A 20598-nucleotide genomic window follows, 5' to 3' on the forward strand; every position below is an offset into this window, starting at 1 on the left:
ACCGCCTCATCGCGCCAGGGTATGCCGCCAGATTCCATATCTGGCCTACTACCCGGCACTTGACCTAGACTGAGCAGCACCAGTCGCATCTTCCGCTTTTGTTTCCAAGGCCTCTCGCATGTCCGATCCTCGTTATCAGGTCGACGTCAGCGTCGTCACCCGCTTCCTCGCTGAACAATCACAACCCGAGCAGAACCGTTTCGCCTTTGCCTACACCATTACCGTGCGCAACAACGGCCAACTGCCCGTCCGGCTGCTTTCACGGCATTGGGTGATCACCGATGGCGACGGCCATGTCGAGGAAGTCCGTGGTGCCGGCGTGGTCGGTCGCCAGCCGCTGATTGCCGCCGGAGATAGCCACACCTACAGCAGCGGCACGGTGATGACCACCACGGTCGGCAACATGCAGGGCAGCTACCAAATGCTCGCCGAGGATGGCAAGCACTTCGATGCCATCATCGCTCCGTTCCGTCTGGCCGTACCCGGAGCCCTGCACTGATGGCGGTATACGCCGTTGGCGATCTGCAAGGTTGCCTGGAACCGCTCAAATGCCTGCTGGAGCGGGTCAGGTTCAACCCAGCCGAGGATCGCTTATGGCTGGTGGGCGATCTAGTCAATCGCGGTCCGCAATCCCTGGAAACCTTGCGTTTCCTGTATGGAATACGAGACTCGCTGGTAGGCGTGCTCGGCAACCACGACCTGCACCTGCTGGCGGCCTCGCAGCACATCGAGCGCCTGAAGAAAAACGATACCCTGCGCGAGATCCTCGACGCTCCCGATGGCCCCGAGCTGCTCGACTGGTTGCGCCGGCAAAAACTGCTGCACCATGATCCCGAGCGCAATATGGTCCTGGTCCATGCCGGTATTCCCCCACAATGGACACTCAAGAAAGCCCTGAAGCTTGCCGCCGAAGTCGAAGATGCCTTGCGCGATGACAATCTCTTCGCGCCCTTCCTGGATGGCATGTACGGCAACGAACCGAACAAATGGGAAGGCAGCCTGCAAGGTGTCGCACGCTTGCGGGTGATTACCAACTACTTCACCCGCATGCGCTTCTGCACCGCGCAAGGCAAGCTCGACCTCAAGGGCAACGAGGGCGCCGATACCGCGCCGCCCGGCTACGCTCCGTGGTTCAGCTACAAGGAACGCAAGACCCAGGGCCTGAAGATCATCTTCGGCCACTGGGCGGCCCTCGAAGGCCAGTGCGATGAGCCGGGGATCTTTGCCCTCGATACCGGCTGCGTCTGGGGCGGCGCCATGACCTTGATGAACGTCGATACCGGCGAACGCCTGACCTGCAAATGTGACGCCCAGGGCGGCGTCGCGCCACCACCCACCCTGGCCGAGCGATTCCGAGCCTGGCTCTATCGCTAACCTGCACGATACACTCGCCCCAGACGGAGCCCATGATGAGCGAATTCAAACGCATCCCCCCCGAACAAGCCCAGGCCCTGCGTGAGCAAGGTGCCGTGGTTGTCGATGTCCGCGATCCGCAGGCGTTTGCCCAGAACCACATCAGTGGTTCAACGCACCTGGACAATCATTCCCTGCATGATTTCATCACCAAGGCCGACCTGGACCAGCCCCTGGTGGTGTGCTGCTACCATGGCAACTCCAGCCAGGGCGCGGCGGCCTATCTGGTCAGCCAGGGCTTCTCCGAGGTCTACAGCCTCGATGGCGGCTTCGAACTGTGGCGTGCGACTTTTCCCTCGGAAACAACCCGGAATATTTCCGAATAATTTTTTTCTTTCGCTCCAGCCCGTACAAACAGCGGGCTAGAGTGCTTTCTGACGAACGGTCAGGCGCAACTAATTGCGCATCTCGCCTTGATCTCCCGGATTCCGAACTATCCTTAAGCTCAGGCCATCCAAATCAGGGGAGAGCCGGTACACCGGCATGCGGGTCATCGGGAGTAATTTTCAAGGCTATCGTCGCCTTGGGGGTGTTCTGGGGGGGTAAACAGCAACTGCTCAGCGGTTGCATGCCAGCACTCGACTGACTGATCCGGCACCGGCTCCAAGTATCGAGCGAGGTGACGTCATGAGCATATTCAGCCATTTCCAACAACGCTTCGAATCCACACGGCAAGAAGAACTCACGTTGCAGGAGTATCTCGACCTGTGCAAAAAGGATCGTAGTGCCTATGCGTCGGCAGCCGAAAGGTTGCTCTTGGCAATCGGCGAACCCGAACTGCTGGACACCTCCACCAACTCACGGTTGTCGCGCATCTTCTCCAACAAAGTGATCCGTCGCTATCCGGCCTTTGAAGACTTCCACGGGATGGAAGAATGCATCGACCAGATCGTCTCGTATTTCCGCCACGCCGCCCAAGGCCTGGAAGAGAAGAAGCAGATCCTCTACCTGCTCGGTCCTGTCGGAGGCGGCAAGTCGTCCCTGGCCGAAAAACTGAAACAGCTGATCGAGAAAGTCCCCTTCTATGCCATCAAGGGCTCGCCGGTCTTCGAGTCGCCCCTGGGCTTGTTCAACGCCACGGAAGATGGCGCGATCCTCGAGGAAGACTTCGGGATACCCCGGCGCTACCTGAACACCATCATGTCGCCGTGGGCCACCAAGCGCCTGGCCGAGTTCGGCGGCGACATCAGTCAGTTCCGCATCGTCAAGCTCTACCCGTCGATCCTCAACCAGATCGGCGTGGCCAAGACCGAACCGGGTGACGAGAACAACCAGGACATCTCCGCGCTCGTGGGCAAGGTCGATATCCGCAAGCTGGAAGAATTCCCGCAGAACGACGCCGATGCCTACAGCTATTCGGGAGCACTGTGCCGGGCCAACCAGGGCCTGATGGAGTTCGTGGAAATGTTCAAGGCACCGATCAAGGTGCTCCATCCACTGCTGACCGCCACCCAGGAAGGCAACTACAACAGCACCGAAGGCCTCGGCGCCATTCCCTTCACTGGGATCCTGCTGGCTCACTCCAACGAGTCGGAGTGGCACACCTTCCGCAACAACAAGAACAACGAAGCCTTCATCGACCGCATCTACATCGTCAAGGTCCCGTACTGCCTGCGGGTCAGCGACGAAGTGAAGATCTACGACAAGCTGTTGTTCAACAGTTCCCTGGCCAAAGCCCACTGCGCGCCCGACACCCTGAAGATGCTCGCTCAGTTCACCGTGCTCTCGCGCCTCAAGGAGCCGGAAAACTCGAATATCTACTCAAAAATGCGAGTCTATGACGGCGAAAACCTCAAGGACACCGATCCGAAGGCCAAGTCGATTCAGGAATACCGCGACAGCGCAGGCGTCGACGAAGGCATGAACGGCCTGTCGACCCGCTTCGCCTTCAAGATCCTGTCGAAGGTCTTCAACTTCGATCCCCATGAAATCGCCGCCAACCCGGTACATCTGTTGTATGTGCTGGAGCAGCAGATCGAACAGGAACAGTTCCAGGCCGAAACCCGCGAACGCTATCTGCGCTTCCTCAAGGAATACCTGGCGCCGCGCTATATCGAGTTTATCGGCAAGGAAATCCAGACCGCGTACCTGGAGTCCTACAGCGAGTACGGCCAGAACATCTTCGATCGTTATGTGCTCTACGCCGATTTCTGGATCCAGGACCAGGAGTACCGCGACCCGGAAACCGGGGAAATCCTCAATCGCGTGGCCCTGAACGAAGAGCTGGAAAAAATCGAAAAACCGGCCGGTATCAGCAATCCGAAGGACTTTCGCAACGAGATCGTCAACTTCGTACTGCGGGCTCGGGCCAACAACAATGGCAAGAACCCAACCTGGCTCAGCTATGAGAAGCTGCGGGTGGTCATCGAGAAAAAGATGTTCTCCAACACCGAGGACCTGCTGCCGGTCATCAGCTTCAACGCCAAAGCGAGCAAGGAAGACCAGCAAAAACACAACGACTTCGTTACGCGCATGGTCGAACGCGGCTACACCGACAAACAGGTACGCCTGCTCTCCGAGTGGTACCTGCGGGTCAGGAAGTCGCAGTAAAGGCAGCTGCAAGCGCCAGACTGCAGGTCTCGGGCACGTGGTCGAACGTGTCCGAGTGTTCGGTCGACCGCTTGTCTTTAAGCTTCCAGCCTGCTGCAGGAAGCTTGTAACTTGAGGCTGCCCGGAGGGCTCCCCATGAGCTATGTGATCGACCGACGTCTTAATGGCAAGAACAAGAGCACGGTGAACCGTCAGCGCTTCCTGCGACGTTATCGTGACCATATCAAAAAGGCGGTAGAGGAAGCCGTGAGCCGCCGCTCCATCACCGATATGGAGCACGGCGAGCAGATCAGCATCCCGGGTCGCGATATCGATGAACCGGTGCTGCACCATGGGCGTGGCGGCAAACAGACCGTGGTCCATCCCGGTAACAAGGAATTCACCAGCGGCGAACATATCCCCAGACCACCGGGCGGAGGAGGTGGCCGCGGCCCTGGCAAGGCCGGCAATTCCGGTGAAGGGATGGATGAATTCGTCTTCCAGATCACCCAGGAAGAATTCCTCGAGTTCATGTTCGAGGACCTGGAGCTGCCCAACCTGGTCAAGCGCAATCTCACCGGTACCGACACTTTCAAGACCGTTCGCGCCGGAATCAGCAACGAAGGCAACCCCTCGCGCATCAATATCATCCGGACCCTGCGCTCGGCCCATGCGCGGCGCATCGCCCTGTCTGGCAGCAGTCGCGCGAAACTCAAGGAGGCCAAGGCCGAACTGGAGCGGCTAAAACGCGAAGAACCCGACAATTTCGGTGATATCCAAGACATCGAGGCGGAAATCGAAAAACTCAGCGCACGCATTCATCGCGTGCCGTTCCTCGACACCTTCGACCTGAAATACAACCTGCTGGTCAAGCAACCCAACCCCAGCTCCAAGGCGGTCATGTTCTGCCTGATGGATGTCTCCGGCTCCATGACCCAGGCGACCAAGGACATCGCCAAACGCTTCTTTATCCTGTTGTACCTGTTTCTCAAGCGCAACTACGACAAGATCGAAGTGGTGTTCATCCGTCATCACACCAGCGCCCGGGAAGTCGATGAGGAGGAATTCTTCTATTCGCGGGAAACCGGCGGCACCATCGTGTCCAGCGCCTTGAAACTCATGCAGGAAATCATGGCCGAGCGCTATCCGACCAATGAATGGAACATCTATGCGGCCCAAGCCTCCGACGGCGACAACTGGAACGACGACTCACCGATCTGCCGCGACATCCTGATCAACCAGATCATGCCGTTCGTGCAGTACTACACTTACGTAGAGATCACCCCTCGCGAACACCAGGCTCTATGGTACGAATACGAACGCATCAGCGAGGCGTTCAAAGATACGTTTGCCCAACAGCAACTGGTCTCGGCCGGCGATATCTATCCGGTCTTCCGTGAACTCTTCCAGCGCAGGTTAGTGACATGACCGCCAGAGAGCAGAAACAACAGAAGCGCCAGCCTATTTCCACCGGTTCGGAATGGACATTCGAGCTGATCCAGGCCTACGACCGCGAAATCAGCCGTATCGCCGAACGTTATGCCCTGGACACCTACCCCAACCAGATCGAAGTGATCACCGCCGAGCAGATGATGGACGCCTATGCCTCAGTGGGCATGCCCCTGGGCTACCACCACTGGTCCTACGGCAAGCATTTCCTCAGCACAGAAAAATCTTACAGCCGGGGCCAGATGGGTCTGGCCTACGAAATCGTGATCAACTCCGATCCCTGCATCGCCTACCTGATGGAGGAAAACACCATTTGCATGCAGGCGCTGGTGGTGGCCCATGCTTGCTATGGCCATAACAGCTTCTTCAAGGGCAACTACCTGTTTCGGACCTGGACCGACGCCAGTTCGATCATCGATTACCTGGTCTTCGCCAAGCAATACATCATGCAATGCGAGGAACGCCACGGCATCGACGCGGTCGAGGACCTGCTCGACTCCTGCCATGCCCTGATGAACTACGGCGTCGACCGCTACAAACGCCCCTACCCGATTTCCGCGGAGGAAGAACGGCGGCGACAGAAAGACCGAGAAGAACACCTGCAAAAACAGATCAACGACCTGTGGCGTACCATTCCCAAGGGCGCGGATAAGCTCAGCGACAAGGACAATGCCCGCTTCCCTTCCGAGCCCCAGGAAAACATTCTCTATTTCATCGAGAAACATGCGCCGCTGCTGGAGCCATGGCAGCGGGAAATCGTGCGCATCGTGCGCAAGATCGCCCAGTATTTCTATCCGCAGCGCCAGACCCAGGTAATGAACGAGGGCTGGGCGACGTTCTGGCACTACACGCTGATGAACGACCTCTACGACGAAGGGCTGGTCACCGAAGGCTTCATGATGGAATTCCTCACTTCCCATACCAGCGTGGTGTTCCAACCCGGTTTCGACAGCCCCTATTACAACGGTATCAACCCCTACGCCCTGGGATTCGCCATGTACCGGGATATCCGACGGATGTGCGAGGAGCCAACGGAGGAGGATCGTCGCTGGTTCCCGGAGCTGGCCGGCAGCGATTGGCTGTCCAGCATCAAGTTCGCCATGAGCAGCTTCAAGGATGAGAGTTTTATCTTGCAATACCTGTCGCCCAAGGTGATCCGCGACCTGAAGCTGTTCAGCATCCTCGATGACGATCAGCGCGACGACCTGCTGGTCCCGGCCATCCACGACGAGGGCGGCTACCGGACCATTCGTGAAACCCTGGCCGCACAATATAACCTCGGTAACCGCGAACCCAACGTACAGATCTGGAGCATCGATCGCCGTGGCGATCGTTCACTGACCTTGCGCCATCAACAGCATGACCGCAAACCTCTGGGCGACTCGACCGAGGAAGTGCTCAAGCATCTGCACCGCCTCTGGGGCTTCGATATCCATCTAGAGACCCTGCAGGGCGACCAGATCATGAAAACTCATCACGTACCGCCCAGAAGCGAGTACAGCGAAAGCGACTACGGTCGACTGGACCTGGCCATGACTCATCTCTGAGCAAACGATGCCTGCGTTAGCCGGCCACACGGGTTATCCTGCGGGGCTAACGGAGGTTTTTCATGCAGATCTATAAAGTCGGCGGTGCGGTTCGTGATCGCCTGCTGGGCCAACCGGTCACCGATATCGACTGGGTTGTGGTCGGCGCCACCGCTGACGACATGCTCGCCAAAGGATTTCGTCCGGTCGGCGCCGACTTCCCGGTCTTTCTTCACCCTAAAAACGGCGAGGAATACGCCCTGGCCCGCACCGAACGCAAAAGCGGGCGTGGCTACGGCGGCTTTACCTTTCATGCCAGCCCCGAAGTCAGCCTCGAAGAAGACTTGATCCGCCGTGACCTGACAATCAACGCCATGGCCGAGGACGACCATGGCAAGCTGATCGACCCTTATCATGGCCAGCGAGACCTTGAGGCCCGCGTACTCCGCCATGTTTCCCCCGCGTTCGCCGAAGATCCGCTGCGGGTGTTGCGTGTTGCCCGCTTCGCGGCACGCTACGCCGACCTGGGTTTCAAGGTCGCACCGCAGACCCTCGCCCTGATGCGTCAACTGGCCGAATCGAGCGAACTGCAAGCCCTGACCGCCGAGCGTAGCTGGAAAGAAATCTCCCGCGCCCTGATGGAAGACCAACCCCAGGTGTTTATCCAGGTGCTGCGCGAGTGTGGTGCGTTGGCGGTACTGCTTCCAGAAGTCGATGCCCTGTTCGGTGTCCCGCAACCCGAAGCCCACCACCCTGAGATCGACAGCGGCCTCCACACCCTCAGGGTGCTGCAGCAGTCCGCCCGCTACCGGCAGCCGCTCAGCGTGCGCTGGGCCTGCCTGCTGCACGACCTGGGCAAAGGCCTCACACCCGAGAGCGAATGGCCAAGACATATCGCCCATGAGTTCAAGGGACTGAAACTGATCAAGGCCGTCAACGAACGCTACAAGGTACCCCGCGACTGCCAGGAGCTGGCGTTGCTGGTGGCCGAGTACCATACCCACGGCCATCGCGCCTTGGAACTGAGGCCCTCGACCTTGCTGGAGTTATTACAGAGCTTCGATGTTTATCGCCGCCCACAACGTTTCGAGGAGTTTATCGTCGCCTGCGAGATGGATGCCCGGGGCCGCCAAGGGCTGGAAGAGCGGGACTATCTACAGGCCGCCTATCTGCGCGGCGCGGCACTCGCGGCCAAGGCGGTGGCAGTGCAGCCACTGCTTGAAAAGGGCATCAAGGGGCCGGAGCTGGGTGAAGCGCTCAAGCATGAGCGCTTGAAGGCTCTCAAGACCTACAAAGAAAAAGCCACCGGCTGAAACACAACCCGTGCCGAAGCCGGCTCTACAACAGATCCGGCGGCGTCAACGCAGTGCCACGCCACTCGAACGCAACCGGTGCCAGCACCTGATCGATGCTCGCCTCCTGCCACAGTGCCGCAAAACTCTTGCCTACTTCAGGGTGCAGTTTTGTTGGCGCAATCAACGACAATGGCCACAAAACGAAGGCGTTTTTCAGAATTTCCGCACGGGGCAGAATCAGCCCATCGAAATTCCCCACCTGCTCGCCATACAGCAATACATCGATGTCCAGCGGCAACCCCTTGCGACCTGGCGCATAACGACCGTTGTCGGCCTCGATGAACTTCAACCGGCGATCCAGCTCCAGCAACGGCAGGTCAGTGGTAGCCGATACCACCAAATTGAAGAATGGCCCGCTCTTGATCCCCACCGGCTGGCTTTCGAACACCGCCGAACAGCGAATATCCAACAGAAAACCGGCCAGCGCCTCCAAGCCAGCCCGCACATGGGTTTCGCGCTCGATATTGCTGCCGAGCCCGAGATAAACCTGAGTTAGCGACATCCGCGCTCGATCTCCACGCCCACACCCCTGGCCGCCGCAACGGCACCCGGCTTGGTCAACTTGAGGCGCAACCAGGAAATCTGGAACTCGCTCATCAGCACTTGTGCCAGTCGTTCGGCGAAGGTTTCCACCAATTGGAATTGCGATTGCGCGGCAAAGGCCTGGATACGCGCCGACACGCTCGCATAGTCGAGGGCCAGGGTCAGGTCATCACCCGCCGCCGCAGGACGATTGTCCCAGGCGAAACTGCAGTCAAGACGCAGGCATTGCTTGATGCCACGCTCCCAGTCATAGGCACCGATCACGGTGTCGACTTCCAGGCCCTCGATAAACACTCTGTCCAAGCGCTCTTCTCCACCGCACGACAAGGGCGCAATGCGCCGTTAGAATCAGGGCATCCTCACCCGGAATAGTTAGCATGTTTTGGTTACTGGCGATCCTCGCCTACCTGCTCGGCTCTCTGTCCTTTGCCATTTTGCTCAGCCACCTGAGCGGAAACCCCGACCCCCGCATGAGTGGCTCGGGCAATGCCGGTGCGACCAACATGCTGCGCCTGGCTGGCAAGAAGCTGGCAATCCTGACGTTGCTCGGCGATTTGCTCAAGGGCCTGCTGCCCGTGCTGATCGCCGGATTTGCCGGGCTGTCACTGCAACAACAGGCCTGGGTCGGGCTCTGCGCCGTCCTCGGCCATCTGCTCCCACTGTACTTCCGCTTTCGCGGAGGCAAAGGCGTCGCGACAGCCGCCGGCATGCTGCTGGGGCTTTACCCGCCCGCCGCCTTGCTGGCCATCGCCGTCTGGATCCTGACCTTCTACCTCACCCGCACCAGCTCGCTCGCGGCCTTGATCGCCACACCGCTGACCCTCCCGCTATTGGCCTGGCAGGAACCGGCGGCGCTGTTGCCGATGAGCCTGCTCACCGGCCTGATCGTCTGGCGCCACCGTGGCAATCTACGCGACCTCTTTGCCGGTCGCGAACGACATTTCTGATCGTCGCGGATGAAAATACTGCAACCCTATCCACAGCCCAGCAGTCAAAGTGGCGACAACTGCTCCATCGGCCAACGCGCCCGCACGCTGATCGCCAGGCTTTCCTGCTGGCCGGCCTGCAGCCGCTGACAACCGGCAAATGCGATCATCGCGCCGTTATCGGTACAGAACTCAGGACGCGCGTAGAACACCTTGCCCTTCATCTCACTGAGCATTGTCTCCAGCGACACGCGCAAGGCCTTGTTGGCACTGACGCCGCCAGCAATCACCAGACGCTGCATACCTGCCTGCTTCAACGCCCGCTTGCACTTGATAGTCAAAGTTTCCACCACTGCCTGCTGGAAGGCCAGCGAGATGTCGCAACGGGTTTGCTCACCGTCGTCCCCAGTGCTGACACACTGCTGCCAGGTGTTGAGCGCGAAAGTTTTCAGGCCGCTGAAGCTAAACGCCAGGCCTGGCCGATCGCACATCGGTCGCGGGAAGACGAAGCGTCCGGGTACACCCCGTTCGGCTAGGCGGGCAATTTCTGGCCCGCCTGGGTAATTGAGGCCGATCATCTTCGCGGTCTTGTCGAAGGCCTCGCCGGCGGCGTCGTCCAGGCTTTCGCCCAGCAGCTCGTATTGACCGATGCCGTCGACCCGAACCAACTGCGTATGACCGCCCGAGACCAGCAACGCGACAAACGGGAACTGCGGTGGCTGCGCTTCCAACATCGGGGCCAGCAAATGACCTTCCATATGATGCACGCCCAGGGCCGGTATCCCCCAGGCAAAGGCCAACGCCTGGGCACACGAAGCCCCGACCAACAAGGCTCCGACCAAACCAGGACCGGCGGTATAGGCGATCGCGTCGATCTCGCTGGGCAGGCAATTGGCCTCGGCCAGCACCTGGCGAATCAGCGGCAGCATGCGCTTGACGTGATCACGGGAGGCCAGCTCCGGCACCACCCCGCCATAGGCTCGATGCAGGTCGATCTGACTGAACAGCGCATCGGCCAGAAGCCCGCGCTCACTGTCGTACAGCGCGACGCCGGTTTCGTCGCAGGAAGTTTCCAATCCCAGTACTAGCATGGATTTACGCCCTGAGGCTGAATTCGAAGGCGCGCATCATAGTCGCCACCCCGGGCTCAGACCAGTGGTTTTCGATCAGAGGCTTTGCATTCCTGACGATGAGAGGTTAACATCCGCAACCCTTAAAAACCGACGATCTCCAGTGCGCTTTTGCCTGAGGACGTCGACCCCGGTAATGAATGAAGGTAGCTCTGGATGCCAGCCGTCAAAGTTAAAGAGAACGAACCCTTCGACGTAGCTCTGCGTCGTTTCAAGCGCTCCTGCGAAAAAGCCGGTGTTCTGGCTGAAGTTCGTAGCCGCGAATTTTACGAGAAGCCGACTTCCGAGCGTAAGCGCAAAGCAGCCGCTGCTGTTAAGCGTCACGCCAAGAAAGTTCAGCGCGAACAGCGCCGCGCCGTTCGTCTGTACTAATACACAGACGTCCGTCGCAAGCTTCTGCCAAGCCCGGCTCTTAGCCGGGCTAATGGCATTTGCGGATATCGCTTGATGCTTCACCGTCAAAGCCGCCGATGCGACCCAGACGAACCCGCTTCAGCACGTCAGACCTGGCTTCTTGCCAGTGGTGCGCGTCTTTACTGACGAGCCTACCAAGGCTACCGACGAGCACACCCTTTCCAGCTTGCGGCGTTGTGCGGTCATTTTGACCGGCGGTGCGCCCGACAGCGACAGTTATAAATCGAAACCTGAAAAGCTGATTAAATTAAGGTCAGTGAGTTTTCGGCAGATACACTTCCCGACGATGATTGAGCAGACGACGAGCAATCGAGCAGCGCACATGCCTGCACGCCCCGACGACGTCCCGCCCCTTTCGGGATCCCCTTGCAGCGCAGCAACGACGAGAACGCCATGGCCGGGCTAATTCCCCAGAGCTTCATTGACGACCTTCTGAACCGCACCGACATTGTCGACGTGGTCAGCTCGCGCGTGCAAATGAAAAAGGCCGGCAAGAACTACACCGCCTGCTGCCCTTTTCACAAGGAAAAGACCCCGTCCTTCAGCGTCAGCCCGGACAAGCAGTTCTACTACTGCTTTGGCTGCGGCGCGGGAGGCAATGCCCTCGGTTTCATCATGGACCACGACAACCTGGACTTCCCCCAGGCCGTCGAAGAGCTGGCGAAAGCCGCCGGCATGGAGATCCCCCGCGAGGAAAGCGGCCGGCCGCACAAGCCGCGACAACCCACCGACTCACCGCTCTACCCGCTGCTGACCGCGGCAGCCGATTTTTATCGTCAGTCGCTGAAAAGCCACCCGGCCCGCAAAGCTGCCGTGGACTACCTCAAGGGTCGCGGCCTGACTGGCGAAATAGCCCGCGACTTCGGCCTGGGCTTTGCCCCGCCGGGCTGGGACAACCTGTTCAAGCACCTGTCCAGCGACACGCTGCAGCAAAAAGCCATGATCGACGCCGGCCTACTGATCGAAAACGCCGAGACTGGCAAACGTTATGACCGCTTCCGCGATCGCGTGATGTTCCCGATCCGCGACAGCCGCGGCCGTATCATCGCCTTCGGCGGCCGGGTGCTGGGCGACGACAAACCCAAGTACCTGAACTCACCGGAAACCCCGGTATTTCACAAGGGCCAGGAACTCTACGGCCTGTTCGAGGCTCGCAAGAACAACCGCAACCTTGACGAGATCATCGTCGTCGAGGGCTACATGGATGTCATCGCCCTGGCCCAGCAAGGTCTGCGCAACGCCGTAGCGACGCTCGGCACCGCGACCAGCGAAGACCACATGAAAAAGCTGTTTCGCATCGTGCCCAACGTGCTGTTCTGCTTTGACGGCGATCAGGCCGGCCGCAATGCCGCCTGGCGCGCACTGGAAGCGACTTTGAGCAGCCTGCAGGACGGACGGCGTGCGCGCTTTCTGTTCCTGCCCGAAGGCGAAGACCCGGATACCCTGATCCGCACGGAAGGCACTGATGCCTTTCGCGCCCGGATCAACCAGCACGCGCAGCCACTGGCCGATTATTTCTTCCAGCAACTGACCGAAGAAGCCGATCCTCGCTCACTGGAAGGCAAGGCCCACATGGCCACTCTCGCCGCGCCGCTGATCGACCAGATTCCTGGGGCGAATCTGAAGATCCTGATGCGTCAACGCCTCACGGAAATCACCGGCCTGACCCACGAAGCCGTCAGTCGGCTGGCGCACAGCGCCCCGATGGATGGTCCACCACCCGCTTATGATCCCGGCATCGACTACGACGCCCTCCCAGACTACTCGGACTACCACCCACCGCAGGAGGCCTATGCGCCCCAGCAGGAGTGGAGCCCGAAAAAACCAGGCGCCGGCGGCAAGAAATGGGACAAGAAACCCTGGAACAAAAATGGCAAGCACGGCGCTGATCGCGACCAGCCACGTGCCCCGAGAGTCCCGACCGCCGTCGAACCACCGACCCTGACCGCCTTGCGGACCCTGGTCCATCATCCGCGACTGGCCGAGAAGGTCGAGACCGCTGGTCACTTCGCCGATGAAGACAACACCAATACACAGCTTCTGGTGGCCTTGCTCGAAGCCGTGCAAAAGAATCCTAAGCTAAGCTCATTTCAGTTGATCTCGCGTTGGCACGGCACCGAACAGGGCCGATTGCTGACCCGCCTGGCGGAAAAGGAGTGGCTGATCGAAGGGGAAAACCTTGAACAACAGTTTTTCGACACCATAACTAGCTTGTCAGCCCGTCAGCGCGAGCGAAAGTTGGAACAACTTCTCAGGAAGTCGCGTCAAAGCGAATTGAGCACCGAAGAGAAATCTTTGCTGCTTGATCTGCTAAAACGCAATCTTCCTGCCTCAAACCCGACCTCAACTGGCGCGTGAGGTCATAGCTCGGGTATAATCCTCGGCTTGTTTTTTGCCCGCCAAGACCTTCAGTGGATAGGGTGTTATGTCCGGAAAAGCGCAACAGCAGTCTCGCCTCAAAGAGTTGATCAGCCGTGGTCGTGAGCAGGGTTACCTGACTTACGCGGAGGTCAACGACCACCTGCCGGAGGATATTTCAGATCCGGAACAGGTGGAAGACATCATCCGCATGATCAACGACATGGGGATCAACGTATTCGAGAGTGCTCCGGATGCGGATGCCCTTTTGTTGGCCGAAGCCGACACCGACGAAGCAGCCGCCGAAGAAGCGGCTGCGGCGTTGGCGGCCGTGGAAACCGACATTGGTCGCACTACCGACCCAGTGCGCATGTACATGCGCGAAATGGGTACGGTGGAGCTGCTCACGCGTGAAGGCGAAATCGAAATCGCCAAGCGTATCGAAGAGGGCATTCGTGAAGTGATGGGCGCAATCGCGCACTTCCCTGGCACGGTTGAACACATCCTCGGCGAATACACCCGCGTCACCACCGAGAGTGGTCGCCTGTCCGACGTCCTCAGCGGTTATATCGACCCGGACGACGGCATTGCGCCGCCTGCCGCCGAAGTTCCGCCGCCCATCGATGCCAAGGCTGCCAAAGCAGACGATGACAGTGACGACGATGAAGCCGAGGCCAGCGACGACGAAGAAGAAGCCGAAAGCGGTCCTGATCCAATCATCGCCGCCCAGCGCTTTGGCGCCGTGGCCGACCAGTTGGAGATCACCACCAAGGCGCTGAAAAAGCACGGTCGCCACAACAAGGCGGCCATCGCCGAACTGTTGGCCCTGGCCGAGCTGTTCATGCCGATCAAACTGGTACCGAAGCAATTCGAAGCCCTGGTCGAGCGTGTTCGCGGTGCCCTGGATCGCCTGCGTCAGCAAGAACGCGCCATCATGCAGCTGTGCGTGCGTGATGCCCGGATGCCACGTGCCGACTTCCTGCGCCAGTTCCCAGGCAACGAAATCGACGAAAGCTGGACTGCTGCTCTGGCCAAGGGTAAGAGCAAATATGCCGAAGCCATCGGCCGCTTGCAGCCGGACATCGTCCGTTGCCAGCAGAAGCTGAGCGCGCTCGAAGCCGAAACCGGCCTGACGATTGCCGAGATCAAGGACATCAACCGTCGCATGTCGATCGGCGAGGCCAAGGCCCGTCGCGCGAAGAAAGAGATGGTTGAAGCCAACTTGCGCCTGGTGATCTCCATCGCCAAGAAATACACCAACCGTGGCTTGCAGTTCCTCGACCTGATCCAGGAAGGCAACATCGGCTTGATGAAAGCGGTGGATAAGTTCGAATACCGTCGCGGCTACAAATTCTCGACCTATGCCACCTGGTGGATCCGTCAGGCGATCACTCGCTCGATCGCCGACCAGGCCCGCACCATCCGTATTCCGGTGCACATGATCGAGACAATCAACAAGCTCAACCGCATTTCCCGGCAGATGCTGCAGGAAATGGGTCGCGAACCGACCCCGGAAGAGCTGGGCGAACGCATGGAAATGCCCGAGGACAAAATCCGCAAGGTATTGAAGATCGCCAAAGAGCCGATCTCCATGGAAACCCCGATCGGTGATGACGAAGACTCTCACCTGGGTGACTTCATCGAAGACTCGACCATGCAGTCGCCAATCGATGTTGCTACCGTCGAGAGCCTCAAGGAAGCGACTCGCGAAGTTCTCTCCGGCCTCACCGCCCGTGAAGCCAAGGTCCTGCGCATGCGCTTCGGCATCGACATGAACACCGACCACACCCTTGAGGAAGTCGGCAAACAGTTCGATGTCACCCGCGAGCGGATTCGTCAGATCGAAGCCAAGGCGTTGCGCAAGCTGCGCCACCCGACGAGAAGCGAGCATCTGCGCTCCTTCCTCGACGAGTAACAGCAAAACCCCCGGCCCGCCGGGGGTTTTGCTTTCTGGCTCATCTGCTGACCAGCCTCATGAGCGGCTGCAGCTAGGTTTCGCTCTATGCCGAAGTGCTGCAAAGTTGTGAACAGATCCAAGGGTATACCTCGTCAGCCTGCCGCTGGTGGTCGAGGAACCAGTTGCGGCTTTTCTTCATATAACTCTTTCGGAGTTTTCGGATAGCGCAAGCGAGAAACCGTCGCTATAATTCGCGGCCTACTGAGGGCCTATAGCTCAGTTGGTTAGAGCAGAGGACTCATAATCCTTTGGTCCACGGTTCGAGTCCGTGTGGGCCCACCAACTCCAAAGCCGCGCATTGCGCGGCTTTCTCGCTAGCCACGCTGGTATCCAGCGCAACGGCTCCGAACGCATGATGCTGGAAGCAGCCCTCAAGCGCCACCTGAACGGCATGTCCTCCACCGCTCAGCCTAGCGAAACCCCGAAAGCCAAAAAAGCTCATCGGATACTTGGGTACATCCTTTCTGACTGTTCTCTCCGCTGAAATCATCACCGGCTATTGCGACAAGCGTCCGGACGAACCCAGCCGTACTGGGAACATCAGCAACAATTGAGCGCTCCACGCCATCCGGCCACCTGTTCCACGATCATCCGGCCGGGCAATCGGAGCGCAACGACGCGGGTTGGCATTGTCAGTCCGAAGCCTCTGCCGCGGTTAATTTCGTTAAACACCTGCGCATCGATCCGCCCTGGCGTTCGATGCGATAAGCGTTATGCGCCAACTGCTTTAAGATCCCATCACCTCAAGCCGGATTACCAATCGGGCCTGCGAGCGCGAGGTGCAAGCCCAGGAGGCGGTGTTAGAGCGGGATGTCGAGAACTCTGGCCAGTCGCACTACGGTGACGCCTGGCCCAAGATGCCTAAGCGACGGCTGGACCAACACGCAGTTGTCATAAGGCGTGACAATCTCCCGATCGCCGTCTCGGGCGATGACCGTTCCAGAGCGCGCTATCAGCTCCAGGCCGCGAAAGTCCTCGACAAAGCTGAAATCCATACTGTTGGCGACGATCGATTCGGTCACTTGGAGGAAACGCTGGGGGTCGGGTTTGACGCTGCTTAGAAACTGTACGACGTCTTCTTCACACACCACTTGGGTCGTGATCAGAAAGCGCGCCGCCACATCCAATGCAACCTGCCGGCTTTTTTGTGAAAAATGTTGCCCGGTCTCTATCAGCAGCGCGTTCTTCTCACTCGCACTCTCGTTGAAATCATCGTAATCACGCATGCGACGACCGTTGGCGTGACCGGAGTCAACGACTACTGTTGCTGGCACACCGAGGGTGGCGGCGAACTCCATGCCCTTGATACATGCACCACACATCATCAGCGGCGCGGATTCTTCATGCATCGAGTGGATATCAAGCAGCAGGTCGACGCTGTCAATGAGAGGACGCAACTCGCGCGCCCGACGCAATTCGATAGAGCTTTGATCGCCGTCGAGTTTCGATGGTAACCAGACCCGGTTCATGTCTTCGTCCAAGTAACGAGTCGCGTCGATGTTCTGTGGGTCGAAGCGCTGGTAGGCCTCGACGTTGCCGAACGCCAGGCTCAACCGACCCTGACGCGGGCGTAAACCGCTGCGCAGGAAGGCGTCAACCGCAATAGCACCACTGACTTCGTTGCCATGAGTCAACGCCATGATCAATACGTGTGGCCCCGGTACGCCACTGTCGAAACTGTGAGCGTAATCAATTCCGCAGTTACCCGTTTTCCATGGGTGGATATCGGGAAACTCAACTTCCACCGGATAAGGTTTCAGGGACGCACGAATTTGTTCAAGGGTCTTCATTTGGATCTCCGACAGATAATAGTTCCCGTTTGCCGAGTAACCTGCAGGTGCGGCATATACGGTGATTTAAGAATGGAATGGAGCGAACGGCTTAAGATCAGTTAGAGATGTTATGACGCATACGGCGGCTAAGGCAGATCACCGCGATGACACTGATAAGCGCTGTCGCCATGACGTAGAAGCTGGGCGCTAACTTATTGTCGGTGGCACCAATCATCCAAGTCACGATCAGCGGGGCAAAACCGCCAAACAAGGTGACCGAAAAGTTGTAGCTGAGCGCCAGGCCAGTACCACGAATGCTGGTGGGAAATATGTCGGCCAGCATCGCGGGGATCGGCCCCAGGCCGGCAGCGATCAAAATGCCGACAATGGTTTGCACCAACAGCAAGACCCATATAGTGGGAAAGATATTGAGCAGCAGAAACATCGGGTAAGACGACAAACCTGTAATCAGCAATGCGATGGTCAGCACCCGAAACCGACCATAGCGATCCGAAAGGCCACCGAACACCGGAGCCATGATCATCAGGGTAGCCCCGGTCACCAGCGCCCCAAGGTACGAGGAGGTGGCTGCGATGTGTAGCTGCTTTAAGGCATAGATCGGCATGTAGAGCTTGTGCACGTAGTTGAACGCCGTCGCACCGGAGACCACCCCGATAGCCAGCAGCAAGCTTACATGCTCCTTGATCAACACATTTCGCAGTGGAGTTTTATGGTGAACGTTCGCGACGGTTTTCTGGAATTCCGGGGTTTCATCAATCTGGCTACGGATGTAAAAACCCACCGGCCCGATCAGTAAACCAATGCCGAAAGCAACACGCCAGCCCCAGTCATTCAATTGCACATCCGACAACGTGTAACTGAGTAGGGCACTGACCCCTGCCGCCAATACAGTCGCCAGGCCTTGGGTTGACAACTGCCAACTGGCGAAGAAACCACGTCGTTTAGCATCAGCGTGCTCGACCATGAATGCGGTCGCGGCACCGAACTCCCCACCCGTGGAAAAACCTTGCAGCATACGAGCAACAATAATCAGCAGCGGTGCGGTCAAGCCAATCTGCTCATAGGAAGGAACGACAGTGATCATCGCTGTGCCGAGCATCATGATCGTAATCGACATCGTCAATGAGGCCTTGCGCCCTGCCCGATCCGCGTATGAGCCCAGTACGATTGCGCCCAGCGGACGCATCAAAAAAGAAATGCCAAATGAGCCAACGCTGAGCAGTAGTGAAGTAGTTTCGTTGTCAGACGGGAAAAACATCCTCCCAATCACCACTGCGAAATAGCCATAGATCAGCAAGTCGTAAAATTCCAAAGCGTTGCCGATACTGGCTGCGACGATTTCCTTCCATGGACCTCGCTTGGTAGAGGCTTGTGCGGGAAGCACGATGGATGATTGAACGGTCATGATTTAGTCCTGGGTCTGTTTCACTGTCGGCGACCGTACTCACCGAGCCGCAACACGGTTCGGTGACATCGATGGCAGTAATTGTTATGGGTGAAAACAACCGAGTACCAAATGAAGATCCTGTCTTAATCGCTACTCAGCCCGGAACCAAACTGAATCAAGCCTTGAGCAATGACAATTGCTGTTTGGGCACATCTTTGGGCTGATTCAGCACATGCCGTTTAGCTCAGCCCTTTGAGAACCTTCGAAACGCTGATTTGTTTTCGAATGTCCGTAATTAGTGTGTTTTTGAGTTGGCTTCACAGCAACTTTGGGCCGTGTTTCGAGCCGTATTCCGCATGGCGCAAGACCAGCCCCTGCCAGATTCTCATCACTAGTTCGCTCTGATTGGAACGCAGGCGATGCAAGGACACGTCGAAGCTGATCTGAAACTCTGGATCTCCCGCAATCACCAACTCGCTAGACACAAGGGCATCTTTGGCGACCATTCGCGGCAGCCAGGCGAGACCATTGCCTCGCTTAGCCATTTCCAGAATGGCGTCGTAAGAGTCAGCTTGATAAATCATGCGCAACGCCAACGGCTGAGGCAATCTTGCTAAGTGCTGGGCTAGCACTCCGCGCAGTGCGAGGGTTGGCGAGAACGCCAGCCAGGGGATCGTCAACGCGCTACTGCTGGCGGAAATATGAAACATCGGTTGGCCACGGTCGTCTGGCGCACTGACCGGCAGCAATTCTTCATTGGCGAGAACCAGCGAGTCGAAACGCTCCGGATCAATCAGGACCTGCGTAAGCGGATTGGAAAAAATCAATAGCAAGTCCGCGTCACCGGCGGACAATCTCATTATTGCCTCTTGCGCGCCACTGGTAACCAGTGACACTGGGAAGCAGCCGAACTGTTGGTTCAGAGACTCGTACCAATCGGGGAAAAAAGTACTTGCCAGGGTTCGGCCCGTAGCAATGCGCACCGGCTCGTCACGGCTCAATCTTCCCCCCTGAAACTGTGCCCGCACCGCTCCCAGTAACTCCACCGATTGCGTTGCGGCATCGAGAAACAGTAGACCGCTGGGCGTCAACGACAGCGGCTGTTTGCGCTCGATCAGCGAAGAGCCGACCCACTCTTCCAACGCTCGAATACGCCGACCGAATGCAGGATGTGTCACGCAACGGATCTCTGCGGCACGGGACAGGCTGCGAGTGCGGGCCAGTTCGATAAAGTCTTCGAGCCATTCGAGTTGCATCGTAATTTCCTAAAGACGTGATCGTTTTGTGGCAGTGGATCTCCTTGTCCATTGGCTCGACTTTTTGTTCGAGACTCCGACGCGCTGCATCAACTGCACGGACAAAGCGCGCGGTTGCCCAGCGACCTCTCCGCCTTCGAAGACCTCAATCGGGTGGCTGACAGCTACCATTCGAACCAATCGCTCTGATGCCACAGGATCGACGGCCATTTTTTCCGCCTACGTTGGTCAAGCATCAAGATCGACGCATTGAATAACATCTGCAAACTGCGCTCGTGTAAATCAAGGCTACGCCTATAGCTTGAAAAAAGTGCAGAAATCGCTTCCTTGACCTGAGGCAGCCGTTCCGAACCTTAAGCCAAGCAGTTCAACTGGAAGAAACGGCTGGAGCTATCGTTAGCTCGGTACATAAGGCGAAGCCGAGCGTGATAAAACAAATGAAGTTAACCGCTCAGGCCACCAGGGTTGTAAATGAGTATTCCGGTCCGCTGTCAACGCCACATGGGCGAGCGCAGATACATTTCATAAGAACCTGCGAACGGTCCCACTGAGCAACTCCACG

The 20598-nt window shown here is 58.2% G+C and carries 17 protein-coding genes and 1 tRNA gene; 12 read left to right on the forward strand and 6 right to left on the reverse strand.

Features of this window, described 5'->3' with window-relative positions; translation table 11 throughout:
* Window positions 1-118: 118 nt before the first annotated feature.
* The 7 genes from apaG (at window position 119) to BMX68_RS22110 (ending at window position 8230) form a co-directional block, all read left to right on the forward strand.
* Window positions 119-499 carry a Co2+/Mg2+ efflux facilitator ApaG/CorD gene (apaG, locus tag BMX68_RS22080; RefSeq protein ID WP_017129832.1) on the forward strand — a complete coding sequence of 127 codons (381 nt, stop codon included), beginning with the start codon at window positions 119-121 and terminating at the stop codon, window positions 497-499.
* Window positions 499-1374: a symmetrical bis(5'-nucleosyl)-tetraphosphatase gene (locus tag BMX68_RS22085; RefSeq protein WP_017129831.1), complete on the forward strand. Its 876-nt coding sequence runs from the start codon at window positions 499-501 to the stop codon at window positions 1372-1374. The genes apaG and BMX68_RS22085 overlap by 1 nt, the downstream gene beginning before the upstream one ends.
* Window positions 1375-1409: 35 nt before the next feature.
* Window positions 1410-1739: a thiosulfate sulfurtransferase GlpE gene (glpE, locus tag BMX68_RS22090; RefSeq protein WP_017129830.1), complete on the forward strand. Its 330-nt coding sequence runs from the start codon at window positions 1410-1412 to the stop codon at window positions 1737-1739.
* A gap of 301 nt (window positions 1740-2040) precedes the next feature.
* Window positions 2041-3963 carry a PrkA family serine protein kinase gene (locus BMX68_RS22095; protein WP_017129829.1) on the forward strand — a complete coding sequence of 641 codons (1923 nt, stop codon included), beginning with the start codon at window positions 2041-2043 and terminating at the stop codon, window positions 3961-3963.
* Between the two features lie 135 nt (window positions 3964-4098).
* Window positions 4099-5370 (forward strand): YeaH/YhbH family protein, encoded by a 1272-nt coding sequence (locus BMX68_RS22100; RefSeq protein ID WP_017129828.1) that lies wholly within the window; start codon window positions 4099-4101, stop codon window positions 5368-5370.
* The gene (locus BMX68_RS22105) at window positions 5367-6938 is read left to right on the forward strand and encodes a SpoVR family protein (protein ID WP_017129827.1); all 1572 of its coding nucleotides are present in this window, start codon (window positions 5367-5369) and stop codon (window positions 6936-6938) included. The genes BMX68_RS22100 and BMX68_RS22105 overlap by 4 nt, the downstream gene beginning before the upstream one ends.
* 62 nt (window positions 6939-7000) lie before the next feature.
* On the forward strand, window positions 7001-8230 hold the full coding sequence (locus tag BMX68_RS22110; protein ID WP_017129826.1) for a multifunctional CCA addition/repair protein: 1230 nt from the start codon (window positions 7001-7003) through the stop codon (window positions 8228-8230).
* Window positions 8231-8255: 25 nt separating this feature from the next.
* Here the strand turns inward: BMX68_RS22110 and folK are convergent, their stop codons facing one another.
* Both folK and folB read right to left on the reverse strand, forming a co-directional pair.
* Window positions 8256-8774 (reverse strand): 2-amino-4-hydroxy-6-hydroxymethyldihydropteridine diphosphokinase, encoded by a 519-nt coding sequence (gene folK / locus BMX68_RS22115; protein ID WP_017129825.1) that lies wholly within the window; start codon window positions 8772-8774, stop codon window positions 8256-8258.
* Window positions 8765-9118 (reverse strand): dihydroneopterin aldolase, encoded by a 354-nt coding sequence (folB, locus tag BMX68_RS22120; RefSeq protein WP_017129824.1) that lies wholly within the window; start codon window positions 9116-9118, stop codon window positions 8765-8767. The genes folK and folB overlap by 10 nt, the downstream gene beginning before the upstream one ends.
* Before the next feature lie 74 nt (window positions 9119-9192).
* On the opposite strand from folB, the gene plsY reads away from it, so the two are divergent.
* The gene (gene plsY, locus BMX68_RS22125; RefSeq protein WP_017129823.1) at window positions 9193-9762 is read left to right on the forward strand and encodes a glycerol-3-phosphate 1-O-acyltransferase PlsY; all 570 of its coding nucleotides are present in this window, start codon (window positions 9193-9195) and stop codon (window positions 9760-9762) included.
* Window positions 9763-9806: 44 nt separating this feature from the next.
* On the opposite strand, the gene tsaD is transcribed toward plsY, so the two are convergent.
* Window positions 9807-10832 carry a tRNA (adenosine(37)-N6)-threonylcarbamoyltransferase complex transferase subunit TsaD gene (tsaD, locus tag BMX68_RS22130; protein WP_017129822.1) on the reverse strand — a complete coding sequence of 342 codons (1026 nt, stop codon included), beginning with the start codon at window positions 10830-10832 and terminating at the stop codon, window positions 9807-9809.
* Window positions 10833-11027: 195 nt separating this feature from the next.
* On the opposite strand from tsaD, the gene rpsU reads away from it, so the two are divergent.
* The 4 genes from rpsU (at window position 11028) to BMX68_RS22150 (ending at window position 15882) form a co-directional block, all read left to right on the forward strand.
* A complete protein-coding gene (gene rpsU, locus BMX68_RS22135; RefSeq protein WP_002551877.1) occupies window positions 11028-11243 on the forward strand; it encodes a 30S ribosomal protein S21 in 216 nt (71 codons plus the stop codon).
* Window positions 11244-11678: 435 nt separating this feature from the next.
* The gene (gene dnaG, locus BMX68_RS22140; RefSeq protein ID WP_026012955.1) at window positions 11679-13643 is read left to right on the forward strand and encodes a DNA primase; all 1965 of its coding nucleotides are present in this window, start codon (window positions 11679-11681) and stop codon (window positions 13641-13643) included.
* A 67-nt stretch (window positions 13644-13710) separates the two neighbouring features.
* Complete coding sequence (gene rpoD / locus BMX68_RS22145; RefSeq protein WP_017129820.1) at window positions 13711-15558, forward strand: RNA polymerase sigma factor RpoD; 1848 nt, start codon at window positions 13711-13713, stop codon at window positions 15556-15558.
* 247 nt (window positions 15559-15805) lie between these two features.
* Window positions 15806-15882 (forward strand) — tRNA-Ile (locus BMX68_RS22150).
* Window positions 15883-16400: 518 nt separating this feature from the next.
* Here BMX68_RS22150 and BMX68_RS22160 read toward each other — a convergent pair.
* The 3 genes from BMX68_RS22160 to BMX68_RS22170 form a co-directional block, all read right to left on the reverse strand.
* The gene (locus BMX68_RS22160; RefSeq protein ID WP_060781917.1) at window positions 16401-17390 is read right to left on the reverse strand and encodes a M14 family metallopeptidase; all 990 of its coding nucleotides are present in this window, start codon (window positions 17388-17390) and stop codon (window positions 16401-16403) included.
* A 97-nt stretch (window positions 17391-17487) separates the two neighbouring features.
* Window positions 17488-18798, reverse strand: a complete 1311-nt coding sequence (locus tag BMX68_RS22165; RefSeq protein WP_017129819.1) for an MFS transporter — start codon at window positions 18796-18798, stop codon at window positions 17488-17490.
* Between the two features lie 299 nt (window positions 18799-19097).
* A complete protein-coding gene (locus BMX68_RS22170; protein ID WP_017129818.1) occupies window positions 19098-20036 on the reverse strand; it encodes a LysR family transcriptional regulator in 939 nt (312 codons plus the stop codon).
* Window positions 20037-20598: the final 562 nt, after the last annotated feature.

This window comes from Pseudomonas agarici (assembly GCF_900109755.1).
In the GTDB taxonomy this organism is placed as follows: Bacteria; Pseudomonadota; Gammaproteobacteria; order Pseudomonadales; family Pseudomonadaceae; genus Aquipseudomonas; species Aquipseudomonas agarici.

Coding starts and splice junctions, on each gene's coding strand:
- apaG (WP_017129832.1), top strand. CDS start 119: ATGTCCGATCCTCGTTATCAGGTCGACGTCAGCGTCGTCACCCGCTTC.
- BMX68_RS22085 (WP_017129831.1), top strand. CDS start 499: ATGGCGGTATACGCCGTTGGCGATCTGCAAGGTTGCCTGGAACCGCTC.
- glpE (WP_017129830.1), top strand. CDS start 1,410: ATGAGCGAATTCAAACGCATCCCCCCCGAACAAGCCCAGGCCCTGCGT.
- BMX68_RS22095 (WP_017129829.1), top strand. CDS start 2,041: ATGAGCATATTCAGCCATTTCCAACAACGCTTCGAATCCACACGGCAA.
- BMX68_RS22100 (WP_017129828.1), top strand. CDS start 4,099: ATGAGCTATGTGATCGACCGACGTCTTAATGGCAAGAACAAGAGCACG.
- BMX68_RS22105 (WP_017129827.1), top strand. CDS start 5,367: ATGACCGCCAGAGAGCAGAAACAACAGAAGCGCCAGCCTATTTCCACC.
- BMX68_RS22110 (WP_017129826.1), top strand. CDS start 7,001: ATGCAGATCTATAAAGTCGGCGGTGCGGTTCGTGATCGCCTGCTGGGC.
- folK (WP_017129825.1), bottom strand. CDS start 8,774: ATGTCGCTAACTCAGGTTTATCTCGGGCTCGGCAGCAATATCGAGCGC.
- plsY (WP_017129823.1), top strand. CDS start 9,193: ATGTTTTGGTTACTGGCGATCCTCGCCTACCTGCTCGGCTCTCTGTCC.
- tsaD (WP_017129822.1), bottom strand. CDS start 10,832: ATGCTAGTACTGGGATTGGAAACTTCCTGCGACGAAACCGGCGTCGCG.
- rpsU (WP_002551877.1), top strand. CDS start 11,028: ATGCCAGCCGTCAAAGTTAAAGAGAACGAACCCTTCGACGTAGCTCTG.
- dnaG (WP_026012955.1), top strand. CDS start 11,679: ATGGCCGGGCTAATTCCCCAGAGCTTCATTGACGACCTTCTGAACCGC.
- rpoD (WP_017129820.1), top strand. CDS start 13,711: ATGTCCGGAAAAGCGCAACAGCAGTCTCGCCTCAAAGAGTTGATCAGC.
- BMX68_RS22160 (WP_060781917.1), bottom strand. CDS start 17,390: ATGAAGACCCTTGAACAAATTCGTGCGTCCCTGAAACCTTATCCGGTG.
- BMX68_RS22165 (WP_017129819.1), bottom strand. CDS start 18,798: ATGACCGTTCAATCATCCATCGTGCTTCCCGCACAAGCCTCTACCAAG.
- BMX68_RS22170 (WP_017129818.1), bottom strand. CDS start 20,036: ATGCAACTCGAATGGCTCGAAGACTTTATCGAACTGGCCCGCACTCGC.